The organism is Cupriavidus oxalaticus (assembly GCF_004768545.1).
GTDB lineage: Bacteria > Pseudomonadota > Gammaproteobacteria > Burkholderiales > Burkholderiaceae > Cupriavidus > Cupriavidus oxalaticus_A.
In genome coordinates this window covers 2,561,954-2,577,928 of the sequence record NZ_CP038635.1, presented here as the reverse complement: position 1 = coordinate 2,577,928, position 15,975 = coordinate 2,561,954, and the positions used below count along the sequence as shown (strand labels likewise).

The 15,975-nt window shown below is 67.5% G+C and carries 14 protein-coding genes; 8 read left to right on the top strand and 6 right to left on the bottom strand.

From position 1 onward, the window contains the following. Positions 1 to 18: 18 nt before the first annotated feature. From E0W60_RS22770 to E0W60_RS22750, 5 genes are all read right to left on the bottom strand, one after another. Complete coding sequence (locus E0W60_RS22770; RefSeq protein ID WP_135705610.1) at positions 19 to 1,926, bottom strand: DEAD/DEAH box helicase; 1,908 nt, start codon at positions 1,924 to 1,926, stop codon at positions 19 to 21. Positions 1,927 to 2,785: 859 nt separating this feature from the next. Continuing rightward, entirely contained in the window at positions 2,786 to 3,028 is a 243-nt protein-coding gene (locus E0W60_RS22765; RefSeq protein WP_133093060.1) for a hypothetical protein, read from the bottom strand. 115 nt (positions 3,029 to 3,143) lie between these two features. Continuing rightward, complete coding sequence (locus tag E0W60_RS22760) at positions 3,144 to 3,416, bottom strand: hypothetical protein (RefSeq protein ID WP_133093059.1); 273 nt, start codon at positions 3,414 to 3,416, stop codon at positions 3,144 to 3,146. A gap of 91 nt (positions 3,417 to 3,507) precedes the next feature. Beyond that, positions 3,508 to 3,777 carry a hypothetical protein gene (locus tag E0W60_RS22755; RefSeq protein ID WP_133093058.1) on the bottom strand — a complete coding sequence of 90 codons (270 nt, stop codon included), beginning with the start codon at positions 3,775 to 3,777 and terminating at the stop codon, positions 3,508 to 3,510. A 50-nt stretch (positions 3,778 to 3,827) separates the two neighbouring features. Beyond that, positions 3,828 to 4,097: a hypothetical protein gene (locus tag E0W60_RS22750; RefSeq protein WP_116320898.1), complete on the bottom strand. Its 270-nt coding sequence runs from the start codon at positions 4,095 to 4,097 to the stop codon at positions 3,828 to 3,830. A gap of 426 nt (positions 4,098 to 4,523) precedes the next feature. Here E0W60_RS22750 and E0W60_RS22745 point away from each other — a divergent pair, with 426 nt between their 5' ends. Continuing rightward, positions 4,524 to 6,572, top strand: coding sequence for a protein kinase domain-containing protein (locus E0W60_RS22745; protein ID WP_135705609.1), 2,049 nt, complete (start codon positions 4,524 to 4,526; stop codon positions 6,570 to 6,572). Between the two features lie 50 nt (positions 6,573 to 6,622). Here the strand turns inward: E0W60_RS22745 and E0W60_RS22740 are convergent, their stop codons facing one another. Continuing rightward, positions 6,623 to 7,768: a formylglycine-generating enzyme family protein gene (locus E0W60_RS22740; protein ID WP_431189913.1), complete on the bottom strand. Its 1,146-nt coding sequence runs from the start codon at positions 7,766 to 7,768 to the stop codon at positions 6,623 to 6,625. A gap of 350 nt (positions 7,769 to 8,118) precedes the next feature. Here E0W60_RS22740 and E0W60_RS22735 point away from each other — a divergent pair, with 350 nt between their 5' ends. From E0W60_RS22735 to E0W60_RS22705, 7 genes are all read left to right on the top strand, one after another. Next, positions 8,119 to 8,544, top strand: a complete 426-nt coding sequence (locus E0W60_RS22735; RefSeq protein ID WP_133093055.1) for a DUF4399 domain-containing protein — start codon at positions 8,119 to 8,121, stop codon at positions 8,542 to 8,544. A 45-nt stretch (positions 8,545 to 8,589) separates the two neighbouring features. Next, positions 8,590 to 9,024, top strand: coding sequence for a DUF4399 domain-containing protein (locus tag E0W60_RS22730; RefSeq protein WP_133093054.1), 435 nt, complete (start codon positions 8,590 to 8,592; stop codon positions 9,022 to 9,024). A 332-nt stretch (positions 9,025 to 9,356) separates the two neighbouring features. Beyond that, the gene (locus E0W60_RS22725; protein WP_133093053.1) at positions 9,357 to 9,626 is read left to right on the top strand and encodes a hypothetical protein; all 270 of its coding nucleotides are present in this window, start codon (positions 9,357 to 9,359) and stop codon (positions 9,624 to 9,626) included. Positions 9,627 to 9,683: 57 nt separating this feature from the next. Then, entirely contained in the window at positions 9,684 to 9,947 is a 264-nt protein-coding gene (locus E0W60_RS22720) for a hypothetical protein (RefSeq protein WP_133093052.1), read from the top strand. Positions 9,948 to 10,181: 234 nt separating this feature from the next. Continuing rightward, a complete protein-coding gene (locus E0W60_RS22715; protein ID WP_165971429.1) occupies positions 10,182 to 11,609 on the top strand; it encodes an efflux transporter outer membrane subunit in 1,428 nt (475 codons plus the stop codon). Between the two features lie 272 nt (positions 11,610 to 11,881). Beyond that, positions 11,882 to 14,527: an FHA domain-containing protein gene (locus E0W60_RS22710; RefSeq protein ID WP_135705607.1), complete on the top strand. Its 2,646-nt coding sequence runs from the start codon at positions 11,882 to 11,884 to the stop codon at positions 14,525 to 14,527. Then, the gene (locus E0W60_RS22705; protein WP_133093049.1) at positions 14,524 to 15,903 is read left to right on the top strand and encodes an HlyD family efflux transporter periplasmic adaptor subunit; all 1,380 of its coding nucleotides are present in this window, start codon (positions 14,524 to 14,526) and stop codon (positions 15,901 to 15,903) included. Before E0W60_RS22710 ends, E0W60_RS22705 begins: the two co-directional genes overlap by 4 nt. Positions 15,904 to 15,975 lie beyond the last annotated feature (72 nt).

The window sequence follows — 15,975 nt, the reverse complement described above, 5'->3', positions numbered from 1 at the left end:
GCTCAGCGCACCGGCCCATCAACGCTCGTAGCGCGAGCGGCTGTTGCGGTTGCCGCCATTGCCACCGTTGCCACCATAACCGCCGCCAAAGCCGCGGTTGCCGTCACGGTTGCCGAAGCTGCGGCCTTCGCCGTTGCCGCGGTAGCCGCCGCCGTTGCGGTTGTCGTCGCCGAAGCTGCGGGCGCCATCGCGGTTACCGAAGCCGCCGCGGTTGTCGTCGCCGAAGCTGCGGCCGCCTTCACGGTTGCCGAAGCCGCGAGCGCCGTCGTTGGCGCCACGATAGCCACCATTGCCGGCGGTGCCGCCCTGGCCACGGTAGCCACCCTCACGGTTGCCGAAGCCGCCGCGGTTGTCGTCGCCGAACGGGCGCGCGCCTTCCGTGCGGTTGCCGAAGCCGCGGCTTTCGCCGCCGAACTTGCGGTCGCCAAAGCTGCGCTCGCCGCCGTTGCCGCCGAACTTGCGGTCACCGAAGCTGCGTTCGCCGCCACGGTAGCCGCCGCCATTGCCACGGAAATCACCACGGCCGCCCGGCTTGCCGCCGAAGTTCGAGCGCGGCTTGGGCTGGCGGCGCGGTTCCAGGCCTTCGATCACCGAAGCGTCGACGCGCTGGTTGGTAAAGCGCTCGATGCGGCGCCACTGGAACACGTCGCCGTGGTTGACCAGGTTGATGGCGATGCCCGAGCGGCCCGCGCGGCCGGTGCGGCCGATGCGGTGCACGTAGTCCTCGGCCTGCTTGGGCAGGTCGAAGTTCACCACGTGGGTGATGTCGGGCACGTCGATGCCACGTGCGGCCACGTCGGTGGCCACCAGGATGCGCAGGTTGCCGCGGCGCAGGGCCGTCAGCGTGCGGTTGCGCGCGCCCTGGGTCATGTCGCCGTGCAGCGCGCCGGCGGCAAAGCCGGTGTCGGACAGGCGCTCGGCCAGCGAGTCGGCATCGCGCTTGGTCGCGGTGAAGACGATGGCCTGCTTCAGGCCGACGTCGCGCAGCAGGTGGTCCAGCAGGCGCTCCTTGTGCGACATGTCGTCGGTGTAGTGCAGGCGCTGCTCGATATGGCTCTGGTCGGCGCGGGCCGCGGCGATCTCGATGCGTTGCGGATCCTTCAGCTGGCGCGAGGCGAGCTGGGCGATGCGCGCATCCAGCGTGGCCGAGAACATCAGCGTCTGGCGAGAAGCCGGCGTGGCGTTGACGATGGCGTCGATGTCGTCGGCAAAGCCCATGTCGAGCATGCGGTCGGCCTCGTCGAACACCAGCATCTGCAGTGCCGACAGGTCGATGCGGCCGGCGTCGATATGGTCGAGCAGGCGGCCCGGCGTCGCCACCAGGATGTCAGGCATCTTGGACAGCGCGGCCAGCTGCTTGGGGTAGGGCATGCCGCCCAGGATGCTGGCGCAGACGATGCGGCGCAGGTTGCGGCCGTACTTGGCGGCGGCTTCGGTCACCTGCAGCGCCAGTTCGCGCGTCGGGGTCAGCACCAGCAGTGCGGGCTGGGCCGGCGACGGGCGGGGGCGCTTGCCCTTCATGCGCTTGGCGGGTTCAGTCGAGCGCTGCGGCGCCGGCATTTCACTGATGCGCTGGATCGCGGGCAGCATGAATGCGGCGGTCTTGCCCGAGCCGGTCTGGCTCGACACCAGCAGGTCGCGGCCGGCCAGGAAGGCGGGAATGGCCTGGGCCTGCACCGGAGTCGGCGTGTTGTAGTTCAGTTCGGAAAGCGCGCGCAGGATGGCCGCGTCGAGGCCAAGCCTGGCAAAGCCGCTTTCGGTCGCAGCGGTTTCAGTGGCGGCCTGGGCTTCGGCTGCCGGGCTGCCGTTGAGCATGGCGTCGAGCTTGTCGAGCGGGCTCTCGATAATCTGGGCAGCGTCGGAAGTGATCGAAGCGTCGGTCGCGGAGGCAATAGCTTGCTCCGCACGAATGTCGTGCTGGGTCATGTCGTAATGATCAAATAAATGCATGGCACCCCGAACGCAGAATGGGGTGGGCGCAGTGCAAAGTCTTAAAAAGGCTTCGGCGCCAATCGGTGAGGCCGTTACGACAGACACAGCTGGCAGTACGGCGGCAGGCAGGGCGTTGGCTGGTTCCGCTGGGCGGTCCGGCCATGTCCCTGGCAGGCAAACAGCTCAGGTTTCAGGCTGTTCAACAGGATCGGAGACGAGGCGACGTCAGGTGAGCGGTGCGTTCTGCTGGGCGGCTGGCGCAAACAACAACTAGGCGTCCGGCAGCGAGGAAACAGAGCTTGGGAGGGCAGCGGATTCGCCGCGGCATTGAGGTGAAGCCGGTGCCGGGCGGTTGGCGGATCTCACAGTTGCGAAACTCACGGCGCGGATTATAGCAGAGTGAGAAAATTTTGTTGCACTGCGAAAACGTAACCAGATATGTCAGCCTGGCGTCACCTGCATGCGCCGCTGGCGACACCCTGGCGCGCCGCAGGCGCCGGCCGGGTTGAAAGGCCGCGGCCCCTGCCTATACTGGAGGCGCGAGCACACAGGATGCCCGCACGGGGCGGACGAAAAACGTTCCCGCTTTGACCTCCTCCAGCGGCATTGCGCCACTGCTAGCGGCAAGCATTGCGGTCATTGCCCCAAGCGCCAGTCTTCCTGCGACTCTCCGGGTGGTCCGGATGGGCGTCCGCTTCATGGGCGGAATCATGGGAAGCCTGCCTGGCAAAGAATGACCGAACTGTTGACCGCGTGACCGAGAAGGTCCGGGCCCGTCCGCAACCAAGCCCGCCAGTGACTGGCGGGCTTTTCATTTGATCGACCGCTTCTCTCTACCCGTTGCCGCCCGCGCTTAGCCGCCCGTCCCCTTGTCTGCAGGTTTTCGGGGCAACCGGCCCAGCGGGACTTCCCGCGGCATCACGTGGCGATTGCCGGGCAGGCCGCCCGGGTAATCGACGATGCGCGCCGGTCCGCTGCGCCGCAGCCCATGCCATCCCTGGCCGCCGGCGGTGCGCCCGCCGCCCAGGATGGCGGTCATGGCCTGCCGGTCGAGATCCACGCTGTCGGACAAATCCTTGATGACGATTACTGCCATGGCTGTCTCCGGTAATGCGGCGCCACGGCCATGCGGCCGCGGGACCGCTTCAGTATAGGCGGCGGCCCGCGGTGCACTCGCGGGCCGGCCGCCGCTCCCCGTATTACCCAGGCGCTCAGACCGCGGCGAAGTTGCCGGCCCATTGCGACGGGTTGACATCGACGCTCACAGGGCCTGCGCCGTGGCCGACGAAGCTGTTGTTGAGCGTGTTGACATTGATGCTCTGCAGCTGGGCGATGTTCTGGTTGACGTTGACGGTCACGTTGGCCAGCGGGCCGACGTTGCCGACACCGCGGGTGAGCCAGGAATTGCCGCCGCGCACGGCGCGCAGCGAGGCACGGTCGAGGTCTTTGCTGACGGCGAGGTCGCGAACGATGATGGATGACATGATGGCGCTCCTTCAGGTGATTCGATGAGGGTTCCGGAGCGGCTGGCGCGGGGCTTGCATATGGCCACCGCGCGCCGCGGCCGTGGCTGGATCAGCCGTAGATGTTGTTGGTGGCGTTCTGGTTGGTGTGCACGTTCGACTTGACGTGATCCAGGAAGGCCGAGCCGTTGCCGTTCAGGTTGGTAACGGTCTGCATCTGTGCGATCGACTGCTTGGCGTCGATGCTGCCGTCGAACGCCAGCTTGATCGGCGCGTAGACGGCGGCGAAGGGCAGGTAGGCGAGGCCGCCGCGCACGGCGTGCATGCGCTTGCTGTCGAGGGTTTCGGCGGCGGACAGGTCTTTGATGGTCAGCGTGGTCATGATGGTCTCCGGGTCTCGGTATGTGTGAGTGGGCAGCTATGGCGCGGGGCTCAGCCGTAGATGTTGTTGGTGGCGTTCTGGTTGGTGTGCACGTTCGACTTGACGTGGTCCAGGAACGCGGAGCCGTTGCCGTTCAGGTTGGTGACAGACTGCATTTGCGCGATTTCCTGCGTGGCGGTGATGCTCTTGTCGATCGACAGCTTCAGCGGCATGTACACCGCGGCGAACGGCATGTAGGTCATGCCGCCGCGCACGGCTTGCATGCCCTTGCGGTCCAGGGTTTCGGCGGAGGACAGGTCCTTGATGGTCAGCGTGGTCATGATGGTCTCCAGTGGCGGAAGGTATTGCGTTTGGGTTTGGATTCGAGCATCGGGTTGGTGTCGCGCTCGGTTGGGATATCGCAGGGAGCGTGCCAGCGCCGCAGCCGGCTGCGCGCGCCGCGCGCAAATGCCTGAAAACAAGGGGTTTTTGACGGGCATGTCGGCTTTCCGGCACCGGTCGTGTGCGCCATTGCGGGCCACTGGATGGCGGTGCCCGGCCAACATGTGTGGCGCCGGTGTTGGCCCCGCAGTGACAGTCGGCGCCGATCGCGGCCGACGAATGCCGGCGCCGCACGCGCACGGCGTTGCGTGCCGGCAGCGCAGCGCAAGCGCACGGATTGCGCATGCCATGGGTGCGCACTAGTATCCATCGAAGACAGGGCAATTTCGCACTGCACACAGCGCGGGCAACCCTGCCCGAAAACCATGTCAGGGCGAGCCGTGGCCAGTCTTAAAGACCTGATCCGAAAGTTCCAGAGCGGCGGACTGTCCGACGACGAATTCGTTGCGTCGTTCGAGACTGCGCTGGCCCAGGACCCCACTTCGCCCAGCCAGGCGGCGCGCGTGGTCATCGAGGAAAACACCCGATTCCCGTTCCCGCCCGCGGTCTATGCCGAAGTGATGCGGCGCATCGAGCGCCGCAGTGCGACCCAGTACGAGGGCGTTACCGAAGCCACGCGCATGGCCACCGGGCCGCAGACAGGTTCGCTCTACGCGACCTCACCCGAGGCCGGCACCTTGCCGCCGGCGGCACATGCCAAGGGCGTGGGCGATACGCTGAACGGCCGCTTCGTGCTGGAAGAGTGCCTGGGCGTGGGCGGCATGGGCACGGTGTACAAGGCGCTCGACCTGCGCAAGCTGGAGGCGTCCGACCGCAAGCCCTATATCGCCATCAAGGTGCTGAACCTGCAGTTCAGCGGCCATCCCAAGTCGCTGATCGCGCTGCAGCGCGAGGCGCGCAAGGCGCAGACGCTGGCGCACCGGAATATCGTTACCGTTTACGACTTCGACCGCGACGGGCCGGTGGTCTTCCTGACCATGGAATACCTGTCGGGCAATTCGCTCAACCACGTGCTGAAGGCGCCCGGCTTCAGCGGCATGCCGATGGCGCGCGCCATGCCCATCATCAACGGCATGGGCAATGCACTGGCCTATGCGCACGAGCGCGGCTTCGTGCACTGCGACTTCAAGCCTGCCAACGTGTTCCTGACCGACAGCGGCGAGGTCAAGGTGATCGACTTCGGCATCGCGCGCGGCTTCCTGCCGCCGGCTGACGAGTCCGACCGCACCGTGTTCGATCCCGGCTCGCTGGGCGGCATGACGCCGGCGTATGCGAGCCCGGAGATGTTCGAGCACCGCGAGCCAGACCCGCGCGACGATATCTACGCGCTGGCCTGCGTGACCTACGAACTGATCACAGGCAAGCACCCGTACCAGCGCATGTCGGCCAACCAGGCGCGCGAGGCGGGCGTCAAGCCGCCGCAGCCGCCGCAGCTCAGCCGCACGCAGTGGAAAACGATGCGCGAGGCACTGTCGCTGAATCGCGCCACGCGCACGCCAACCGTCGCGCGTTTCCTGCATGGCATGAGCGCGGTGCCGATGACCACGCCGTCGCAGCGTTCGCCGATGATGATCGGCGGTGTCGCCGCCGTGCTCGCCGGGGTGTCGGCGATCGGCTACTACGCCTGGCATGCGCAGCGGCAGCCCGCCACGGCGCCGGCCGAGACGCGTGCGGAGGCGCCCCCCACGCAGCCTGTCACGCCTCCCGCGCCGCCAGAAGCGCCAGCGCCGGCGCGCCCAGCGGTGTTTTCCATGGCCGAGGTTACCAAGGCGCTCGCCGCCGTGCCGTGTTCGCTGCTCAACGCCAGCGAAAAGGCCCATACGCTGCGCGTGCGCGGCTTCCTGGCCGAAAGCGTGGGGCCGGCGCGCCTGCGCGAGCAGTTGGCGAAGTTGCCCGGCGTGAAGGGCGTGACCGTCGAGACGCAGCCGCTTGCGGATGATAAGTGCGAGGTGGCGAAACTGGTCGCGCCGTACTGGTCAGGCAATCGCGAAGGCGGCACCGCCTCGTCGTTGCGGTTGCGTGGCAAGAGCTCGCAGCTGACCGATGGCTCGCCGCTGGTGCTGGAGCTGCGTACGCCGGCGCAGGAGTCCTATGTCTACGTCGATTACTTCGCGGCCGACGGCAAGGTCGCGCACATGGTGCCCAGCTCGCGGGTGTCCGCCCACCAGGCTCCGGCAGGGCACCAGGCGACGATCGGCGAAGGTGGCGCCTGGGTTGTGTCGGCCCCCTTCGGCACCGAGCTGGTGGTGCTGCTGACGACGCCGGTGCCGCTGTTCGAAGGGCGCCGCACGGAGGTGGAAGGGCAGCAGGATTACCTGCGCGCGCTGGAAAAGCCGCTGGCGCAGATGGCGCGCACTTATGGCAACGACCGCATCAGCGCGGACGTAGTGCAGATCTCGACGCGTGCGCGCTGACGGGCGCACGCGTTGGCTTGCGCTTCACCGACGGGCTTCGTGCGCGCACGCTATTTCATGTCGCGCGCCACGCGGAAGCCGTTCTGCGACTGCCGCACGCTCGGGCTGTACTTGAAGCGCGTGGAAGACACCATGTAGCCGGCCCCTTCGCGCCACGAGCCGCCGCGGATCACGCGCGAGCCGCACGCGTTCTCGTTCCAGGCGCGCCCGTCCGCGGGAGCGCCCTTGTACGAGCTGTGCCAGCAGTCGGCCACCCATTCCCACACGCTGCCGTTGACGTCATGCAGGCCCCACGGGTTGGCGGCGAACGAGCCCACCGGCGCCGGCGCATCGTTGCTCCACGGATCGCCGCAGTCCTTGCAGTTGGCGTTGCCCTTGCGCATCTGGTCGCCCCACCAGAACGCGCTGGCGGTGCCGCCGCGCGCCGCGTATTCCCATTCCGCTTCCGTCGGCAGGCGGTAGGCCTTGCCGGTGGTCTTGCTCAGCCACTCCACGTACTGTTGCGCATCGTCCCAGCTGACATCGCGGACCGGTGAGTTCTTCGCGCTTTCAGCAATGGTCGGCACGCGCTGGCAGCCGCCGGCGTCGACGCAGGCATTCCACTGCTCGACCGTGACTTCGAAGCGGCCGATCGCGAACGGCTGGCCGATGGTGACGTGATGCGGCGGCTTCTCCGCCGGGTCGCTGGCACTGCTGCCCATGGTGAAGCTGCCCGCGGGCAGCGGGATCAGCACCGGGCATGTCGGGCAATCGCGAATTTCGCCGGCGCGGGCTGGCGGTGGCGCAACGCTGATCGAGCCACCGGCCGCGGCGCCGGCCTTGGGTGCTGCCGCTGAGGGCGGAGCAGGGGCCGGCTCGGAACGGGCAGCGGCAGGTGCCGACGCGGCCGGCGCTCGCGAAACCTGCCCGCCCGAGGAAGTGCCGGACCGGGGCGGCGGCGCGGCCTGCTTCTGTGCCTTAGGCGCGGGCGCAGGTGCCGGCGCCGATGCCGAAGCACGCAGCCGCTCGAGCCGTGACTTGGCCAGCACCGCGAAGCGCCCGTTGGGATATTGCTTCAGGTACGCCTCGTAGTCGGCGGCATAGTTGCTGTTCTTGATCGATTCCCAGAAGCTGAGCTCATACTGCTCGTCGGTGTTCTTGGGCAGGATGCCGGCCAGCAGCAGCGTGTCCGTGGACGCAGCGGACGCCGCACCCATGGAAAGTGCGGTGGAGGCGAGAATCCCGGCCATCGCGGCCAGATGCACGACTGGTAGATTGCGCCACATCTTCACACCTCGTCGGACGGCAGCGAACCCGATTGCATGCCGGCACATGCGTTGCGGACGCTTTGTGGTGTTGCCGAGACCTAGACCGGCTTGCTTCAAGATAGCACAGCGCCTGTGTCCCGGGCCAAGCATTGCAAAGCCGCCCCGCTTCGCCGGGGTCGCATTTTCCGGGCTTGCGTCCTAACCTGAATGACGAATCGCCGAGCGCTGGCCAACAAGCAACAAGAATGGGCTGACGGGACAACGTGATCGGGTTTCGGGCAGATCTCCGGGGAGGGCGTATGTCCAGACGATTCCTGTTCCGCCTGGCGGCGGCCGCCGTGTTCGCGGCCGCGCCATCGCTGTCGCTGTCGACAGCCGCGCCACCCAACGCCGAGGCCTACATCATCTGGCCGCACGACGGCACGGTGATCACCGGCGGCAAGTTCTGGGTGCGCATGGGGCTGCGCAACATGGGTGTGTGCCCCAAAGGCATCGAGCTGCCACGCTGCGGCCACCACCACCTGTTGATCGACGTCGAGCTGCCGCCGCTGGATAAGGAGATCCCGAACGACCGGAACCACCTGCACTTCGGCGCGGGCGAGACCGATGCGCGCATCGAACTGCCGCCGGGCAAGCACACTTTGCAACTGCTGATGGGCGACGCCAAGCACATACCGTTCGAGCCGCCGATCTATTCGAAGAAGATCACGATCACCGTGCGCTAGCGTTGCGTGCGGCGTGGCATCGCACGGCCACCACGGGAGAGGGTTATGTCCAGATCCAGACTACTTGCTGCCGCTGCGCTCGCTGCCAGCGTGCTGGTGTCGTTCGCAGCCCAGGGCGGATCCACGCCGGCGCCGCCGAATGCCTATCTCTATATCGGCTGGCCCAATGACGGGCAGGTGATGCCTGCCGGCAAGCCGTTCAAGGTATGGTTTGGATTGCGCAACATGGGGGTGGCGCCAAAGGATGTGAAGTATGCCAACACCGGGCACCACCACTTGCTGATCGACGTCGAGCTGCCGCCAATGGACAAGGAAATCCCGAACGACCGGAACCACCTGCATTTCGGCGCGGGAGAGACTGAAACCATGCTGGAACTGCCGCCCGGCAAGCATACGCTGCAGCTGATCATGGGGGATGACAAGCACATCCCCACAAATCCGCCCGTGTATTCAAAGCGAATCACAATCTACGTAAAGTAAAACGCCCCCCATGTGACCGGCGCGCAGCGCAGCCGAAGGCGTTCCTGCGTTGCCGTCAGCAGCAGGGTACCGGCCCTGCTGTCACAGCACACCCAACACACACCCTCAACGTGTTGGGTCGAACCCACCAGCCAGTGCCCTTCAAAAGCAGCGGCAACCTGAGCCTGAAGGGCAAGGTCGAATAAAAAATCCCTTATTTTCAGGCGTTTACAAAACGCCAACCCCCAGCCGCACCCTCCTGGCACGCTCCCTGCGATATCCCAACCGAGCGCGACACCAACCCGATGCTCGAACCCCAACCCAGGCAACACCATCCTCACCAGGAGCCCATCATGACCACGCTGACCATCAACGACCTGACCACCATCGACACCCTGGACCAGAAGCGCATGCACGCCGTCCGCGGCGGCTTCGCCTATGTCCCGTTCGTCGCCGCCTACATGCCGCTGAAGCTGTCGATCGACAAGAGCATCACCGCCACGCAGGAAATCGCGCAACTGCAGAACGTCACCAACATGAACGGCAACGGTTCGGCGTTCCTGGACCACGTCAAGTCGAACGTGCACACCAACCAGAACGCCACCAACAACATCTACGGCTGAGCCCCGCGCCATAGCTGCCCACGCACCCACGCACACATCGATACCCGGAGAACGATCATGCTGACCATCAAAGACCTGGCCGCCACCGAAACCCTCGACAGCAAGCGCATGCAAGCCGTGCGCGGCGGTCTCGCCTACATGCCCTTCGCGGCGGTCTACGCCCCGATCAAGTTCAAGCTAGACAGCAGCATCACCGCCACGCAGGAAATCGCGCAGATGCAGACCGTCACCAACCTGAATGGCAACGGCTCGGCCTTCCTTGACCATGTCCGTTCGCATGTGGATACCAACCAGAACGCCAGCAACAATATCTATCGTTGAGAAGCTTGTTGAGATGGCGCCGCGCCGCGAGGGTGTCCTCGCGGCGCGCCTCATGTGCCCATCCATGGCCGACTGCATCGGATTTCGCCTGATGCGGATCGGGGTTGGAGCGCGCGCCCGCGCGCACCACAATACAGACAGACCTCCGCGGCCACGGCACGCCAGTGCGTTCCCCGCCGCGCACGCACGCAGGATCGCACCGTGCCCGTATCCCTTACTGCCGCTCCCCGGGTCATGCCGACCCAAGCCTCGCGCCGCCTGGCCTGGCTCGCTTCCGCCGCATGCGCCGCGCTGCTGGCCGGCTGCGCCGATTTCCGGCCGCCGGTGTACCAGCGTCCGGAAACGCCGGCCAAGGCCGAATGGTCGCGCCAGGATTCGATCACGGTGTCGCCAAAGGACGCGGTGCAGCCCAACTGGTGGCACAACTTTAACGACCCGTACCTCGACGGCCTGATCGACCAGGCGCTGGCCGGCAACTACGACATCAAGGTGCTGGCCGCGCGCATCCGCGTGGCGAATGCGCAGATCGGCGAAGCACGTGCCGGCGGGCTGCCGGTGATCGATATCGGCGCCGGTGCGAGCTTCGAGAAAAGCACCGGGCAGAAATCCACCTGGACCTACAACGCGGGCGCGCAGCTGAACTGGGATATCGATATCTGGGGCAAGGTCGAGAAGGGCGTGCAGGCGCAGACCGCCGAGTTCCGCGCCACCGAGGCCGACTGGCGCGCCGGCTACCTGACGCTGGTGTCCAATGTATCGACCACTTACTTCACGATCCTGCAGTTCGACGAGCAGATCGAGCAGCAGACGCGCACCGTCGCCAAGAACGGGCAGATCCTCACCACTTACCAGGCCATGTACCAGAATGGCCTGGCGCCCAAGATCCGCGTCATGCAGCAGCAGGCTGAAATCAACCGGCTCAACAAGGATTTGCTGGAGCTGCGCCGTTCGCGCGATGTGGCGGAAAACGCGCTGGCCACGCTGGTGGGCGTGCCCGCGGGCAACCTCAAGGTACCGGCGGGACGCCTGCAGGACCGCGTGCAGCCGCCCAGCGTGCCGGCCGGCCTGCCGTCGCAGTTGCTGGCGCGCCGGCCCGACATCGTCGCGGCCGAATATCGCGTGCTGGCGGCCTACAACATCGTCGGCCAGGCGCGGCTGGCGCAGCTGCCCAGCATCAGCCTGACCGCGCGCGGCGGCACCGCCAGCTTTGCGCTGAGCGACCTGCTCAAGTCCTTCACCTTCGGCTTTATGCCGAGCATCAACCTGCCCATGCTCGATCCCAGCGTGCGTGCGCGCGTGAAGACCACCGAAGCGCAGGTGGGCGTGGCGGAAAACGAATATGGCCGCGCCGTGATGACGGCGTTCGAAGAGGTGGAGAGTGCACTGGTCAACGTCGATGCGCACAAGAAGCAGCGCGTAGAGCTGCAGCAGCAGGTGGAGCAGCTGCGCGTGGTGTCGGCGCAGATCGAGGCGCAGCTCAGGGAAGGCGTGGTCTCGCAGCTCGAAGTGTTCGAGACCGAGCGCTCGCTGCTGAACGCACAGCTGCAATTGTTGGCGGTCCACCAACAGATTCTGGCCGACACTGTCACGCTGTACAAGGCGCTTGGCGGCGGCTGGCCCGACACCGAAGTGCGCAACACGGCGGCCAGCCAGCCGCAATAGTGCGCTCGCTGCCGCGCGGCGCGGGCCGGTGCCTGCGGTACCTGCCACGACCTTCACGCGCGGCGTGACGCATGCGTACGCAACGCGTTGCGCAATGCCTTGCGCCACGCGTGCAGCCCTTGCCTCTTTCCCTGCCCGACTCAGTGAAAACACGCGCCTGCACGCGTGCCGCAGCCGATTGACTAGCCTAAGCCGTCGCCTACTATGTTCTTAGTCGCTTCACCCCCCTTGGCCGGCCGCCGCGGCAGCCGCGCTGTTGGCTCCCTGGAAACATGGCTCCTGACGAAGCACTGATCATGGAAATGCCGGTGAAAATGGCCCAGGGGATCGCTCGGGAGTCGAGCCAGGAACTGGCAAGGGAATTCGATGTGTTCCTGACGCCGGTCTCGCGGCCGGACCTGGGCGAGATCCGCATCGACGAAGACCTGTTCCCGGTCGGCCGCACCGAGCTGCCATTCGCCGCCTATCCCGAAGACCTCGCGGCGCCGCTGTCGCGGCGCCATGCGCGCATCTTTGCCGAGCAAGGCGCGGTCTATGTTGCCGACCTGGGCAGCAAGAACGGCACGCGCGTGAACGGCGCGGCGGTGGCGCGGCAGCCGGCGCAACTGCGCGATGGCGACGAGCTGGCATTCGGCCCGGCGCTGTCGTTCCGCGTGCGGCTGTCGCCGCGGGCACCGCAGCCGGAGCCGCCGCGGGTCGCGCTGACGCTGCTGCCGGAACGCGACGATGTCGGGCTGCAGCCGATTCATGTCGACGGCTTCCCGTACCTGATCAGCAAGGCCGACGATGCCTTTGCGCGCTATCGCGACAACTATCCGCAGCAGGTCAACTACCTGTCGCGCCGGCACGCGCACGTGTACCTGAAGGGCGGCGTGCCGTTCCTGGAAGACCTGGGCAGCACCAACGGCACCTTCGTCAACGGCAGGCGCCTGGCGGACCACGGCGTGCCGCTGGACAACGGCGACCGCATTGCGTTCGGCGGCAGCCATTTCGTCTACAAGGCCGAGGTCCGCCGCGCCGGCGACGACGATGCCACCGCGACGCGGACCACGCTGGAGCCCGCCGTACCGGCGCAGGTGCCGGCTGAACCGGCCGCACACGACGCCGCACACGACGAAGATGACCGCACCACCTTTGTCGGCGCCGCCGATTCCTTCCTGGACATCTTCTGCGTCGACTACGCCTCGCACCAGGAAGACGAAGTCAACGCCGACGCCGAAGCCCAGGCCGCTGCCGCGACCGCCGCGCCAGACCGCGCGCATCCGCCGCGCAAGCGCGGACGCATTGCGCTGCTGCTGGCGGAGGCGGCGCGCAGCTTCGGCCTCGACGACGGCGCACGCCTGCGGCGCGCCGCGCGCTGGGGCGGCGCGCTGTTGCTGCTGGCCGTGCTGGCCGGCGCGGCGCTTTACTGGCGCGGCGCCGACGAGCGCGCGGTGCAGACCCTGCATGCGGCGGGCGACTACGCCGGCGCGGCGAAGGCGGCCGACCGCTATCTCGCACGCCATCCCGGCGATGCAGAGGTGCAGGCGCTCGGCACCGAAGCGCTGCTGCGCGCCTACGTGCCCGGCTGGGTCGCGAAGCTCAAGGCCGGCGACTTCGGCGGTGCCGATGCCGCGCTCGCGCAGATGCGGCAGCTCGGCGCGAATAACGCCGACGCCCGGCCGCTGGTGGCCGAACTCGAATGGATCGGCCGGCTCGAACGCTATGCCGCGCAGCGGGGTGCCGATGCGCCGATCCGCCTCTACGCCGATGAGGCGCCGATCCGCGAGCTGCTGGCGCACTGGAACCAGGACACCATCGCGCACCAGCGCGCGCTGGGCCGCATTGCCGCCGACGTGCCGGCATTCCGCGACCTCTATGCCGATGCGCTCAGCGACGTGCGCCGGCTGCAGAACGATGCGTCGGTCTACCTGGCGGCGATCGGGCGGCTCGACACCAGCATCGCCACCGAACTCGGCCGCGATCGGCCGGAAGCGCTGCAGCCGGTGATCGCCGACTATCGCGAGAAATACCCGCGGCTGGCGGGCCTGGACCAGGTGCAGGCGGACCTGGACCGCTACACCGCGCTGCTGCAGGCCTTGCGCGCGCGCCGCCCCGGCACGCTGGTGGCGCGGCTGGCGGACAGCCGCTTCGCCACGCCGCCGTTCCAGGCGCAGTTCGCGCAACTGTCGCCGCGGCTGCCGCCGCCGGAGATGGCAACGCAGTACGCCAGTGCGGCCAGCGCGTGGCAGCAGGGCGACAGCAACACCGCGCTAGCGGGATTCAGGCGCATCCAGGGCGGCGCATGGAGCGACGATCTCGCGCGCGACCTCGCGCACAAGCAGAAGGTGGCGGCGCAGTTTGCCGAGCTGCAGGCCGCGCGCGGCAGCAAGGGCTATGAAGACCGCCTGCTCGGCTTCTACGCCATGCTCGACGCCGACGAAGACAAGTTCTTCGCCAGCGCGGTGGAAGCCGATGTCAACGGCGTGCGCGACAGCGCGCTGCGGCGCGCGCGCGAACTGATGGGCAGCGCCGTGGCCGCGTGGAAGCAATACCGCAGCAACGGCGTGATCGGCAGCGAGCAGCGGCTCGAACCCGGCATCTCGCCCAGGTTCCGCGCGCAGGCCCGGCTGCTGTCGCAGGCGCAGGACGATGCGCGCCAGGGCATGCGCATCTTTACGCAGCTGCGCGCCGGCGAAAGTGCGGACCTGGCGCAGCTGGCCAAGGTCGAGGAAGAGATCCGCGCCGAGGCCGACCAGCAGCGCCATGCGCTGCGTGAATTGCGCACCGTGCTCGATCCCGCCGTCCTCAAGACCAAGCTCGAGCTGATCGGCGGCGAGGACAGCGGCAAGGTGCCCGCGGATGCCGCCCCGAGTGACGCGGCCAACGCGGCCAACGCGGCGAACCCCGCGCCGCAGCAGCCAGCGAGGCAGCCATGAAAGACGATTCCCGCCAGGCCGGCCTGAAGCCGCTGTCCGAAGCGCTCGAAGACCACAGCGCCGAGGGTATCGGCCTGCTTACCGCCGAACCGTCGCGGCTGGGCATGCTGACCATCGTCACCACGTTTGCGCTGGTGGTATGCGGGCTGGTGTGGTCCTTCGTCGGCCATGCCGATGTCATCGTCACCGCGCAAGGCACGCTGGCACCCGAATCGGAAGTGCGGCGCTTCTATGCCCCTGTCGACGGCGAGCTGGCCGACCTGTACGTCGCCGAAGGCCAGCCGGTGTCCAAGGATGACGTGCTGGCGCGGCTGAACGCGCGCGGCGCGATCGAGGCCGCCGCCAATGCGCTGGAAGCGCAGCTCAAGCTGGAGGATTCCGAGCGCGAATGGAAGCAGTTCCCGGAGAAAAAGGCGCTGATGGAACGCCGCGCCAACGCGCTCAAGCAGCAGATCGACGTGGCCACGCGCCAGCACGAGAACCGCCTTGCCCAGGGCACCACGCGGCTGGCCGAGGAACAGCGCGCGCAGCTGCAGGAGGCGCGCAGCAACCTGGAAAACGCCCGGCGCGCGCGCGAGTTTGCGCGCCAGGAGCAGGACCGCTATGCGCGCCTGCTGGCGCTGCCCGGCGGCGGCGGCGTGTCGCAGTCGCAGCTCGATGCCAAGCGCGCCGCGGCGCAGGACGCCGAGAACAACCTGCGCGTGGCGCAGTCGCGGCTGAGCGAGCTTGATGCCCGGCTGTCCCGCGAGATGACCCAGGCCAGCGCGCTGCTCGAAAGCAGCGGGCAGGACCTGGCCGGGCTGCGCGTGCAGTACGACGCGGCGCTGCGCGAGATCGCCAGCACCGAAGACAAGCTGCGGCTGCAGGTACAGACCGCGCGGCTGGTGGCGGACGCCGCCGCGCGCATCCGCTTCGAGAATATCGACAAGGACAATTTCCTGCTGATCCTGGCGCCGGTGTCGGGCGTGATCACCGATGTCACCTCCACCCAGCGCGGCGACAAGGTGCAGGCCAACACGCCGCTGGGCGGGATCGCGCCCAAGGATGCGCGCCCGGTGGTCAAGATCGTCATTGCAGAGCGCGACCGCGCCTTCCTGCGCGAGGGGCTGCTGGTCAAGCTCAAATTCAGCGCCTTCCCGTACCAGCGCTACGGGATCATCGAAGGCACGCTGGAATTCATTTCGCCCGCGACCAAGCCGGGCCCCGACAAGCAGCCGGTCTACGAGGGCAGGGTGCGCCTGGCGCGCGACTACTACACCGTGGCCGACAACAAGTATCCGTTGCGCTATGGCATGACCGCCACGGCGGAGATCGTGGTGCGCGAGCGCCGCCTGATCGACCTGGGGCTCGACCCCTTCCGCGAGGTGGCGGGGTAACCGCCGGCAGCACCGGCAGCAGCCGGGGGAATACAGGAACAGCCAATCCGGATGCCCGTGCTAACGCATAGG

Bases quoted from the DNA above. Each gene is read 5' to 3' on its own strand.
- E0W60_RS22770 (WP_135705610.1), bottom strand. From the start codon at position 1,926: ATGACCCAGCACGACATTCGTGCGGAGCAAGCTATTGCCTCCGCGACC.
- E0W60_RS22765 (WP_133093060.1), bottom strand. From the start codon at position 3,028: ATGGCAGTAATCGTCATCAAGGATTTGTCCGACAGCGTGGATCTCGAC.
- E0W60_RS22760 (WP_133093059.1), bottom strand. From the start codon at position 3,416: ATGTCATCCATCATCGTTCGCGACCTCGCCGTCAGCAAAGACCTCGAC.
- E0W60_RS22755 (WP_133093058.1), bottom strand. From the start codon at position 3,777: ATGACCACGCTGACCATCAAAGACCTGTCCGCCGCCGAAACCCTCGAC.
- E0W60_RS22750 (WP_116320898.1), bottom strand. From the start codon at position 4,097: ATGACCACGCTGACCATCAAGGACCTGTCCTCCGCCGAAACCCTGGAC.
- E0W60_RS22745 (WP_135705609.1), top strand. From the start codon at position 4,524: ATGTCAGGGCGAGCCGTGGCCAGTCTTAAAGACCTGATCCGAAAGTTC.
- E0W60_RS22740 (WP_431189913.1), bottom strand. From the start codon at position 7,768: ATGGGTGCGGCGTCCGCTGCGTCCACGGACACGCTGCTGCTGGCCGGC.
- E0W60_RS22735 (WP_133093055.1), top strand. From the start codon at position 8,119: ATGTCCAGACGATTCCTGTTCCGCCTGGCGGCGGCCGCCGTGTTCGCG.
- E0W60_RS22730 (WP_133093054.1), top strand. From the start codon at position 8,590: ATGTCCAGATCCAGACTACTTGCTGCCGCTGCGCTCGCTGCCAGCGTG.
- E0W60_RS22725 (WP_133093053.1), top strand. From the start codon at position 9,357: ATGACCACGCTGACCATCAACGACCTGACCACCATCGACACCCTGGAC.
- E0W60_RS22720 (WP_133093052.1), top strand. From the start codon at position 9,684: ATGCTGACCATCAAAGACCTGGCCGCCACCGAAACCCTCGACAGCAAG.
- E0W60_RS22715 (WP_165971429.1), top strand. From the start codon at position 10,182: ATGCCGACCCAAGCCTCGCGCCGCCTGGCCTGGCTCGCTTCCGCCGCA.
- E0W60_RS22710 (WP_135705607.1), top strand. From the start codon at position 11,882: ATGGCTCCTGACGAAGCACTGATCATGGAAATGCCGGTGAAAATGGCC.
- E0W60_RS22705 (WP_133093049.1), top strand. From the start codon at position 14,524: ATGAAAGACGATTCCCGCCAGGCCGGCCTGAAGCCGCTGTCCGAAGCG.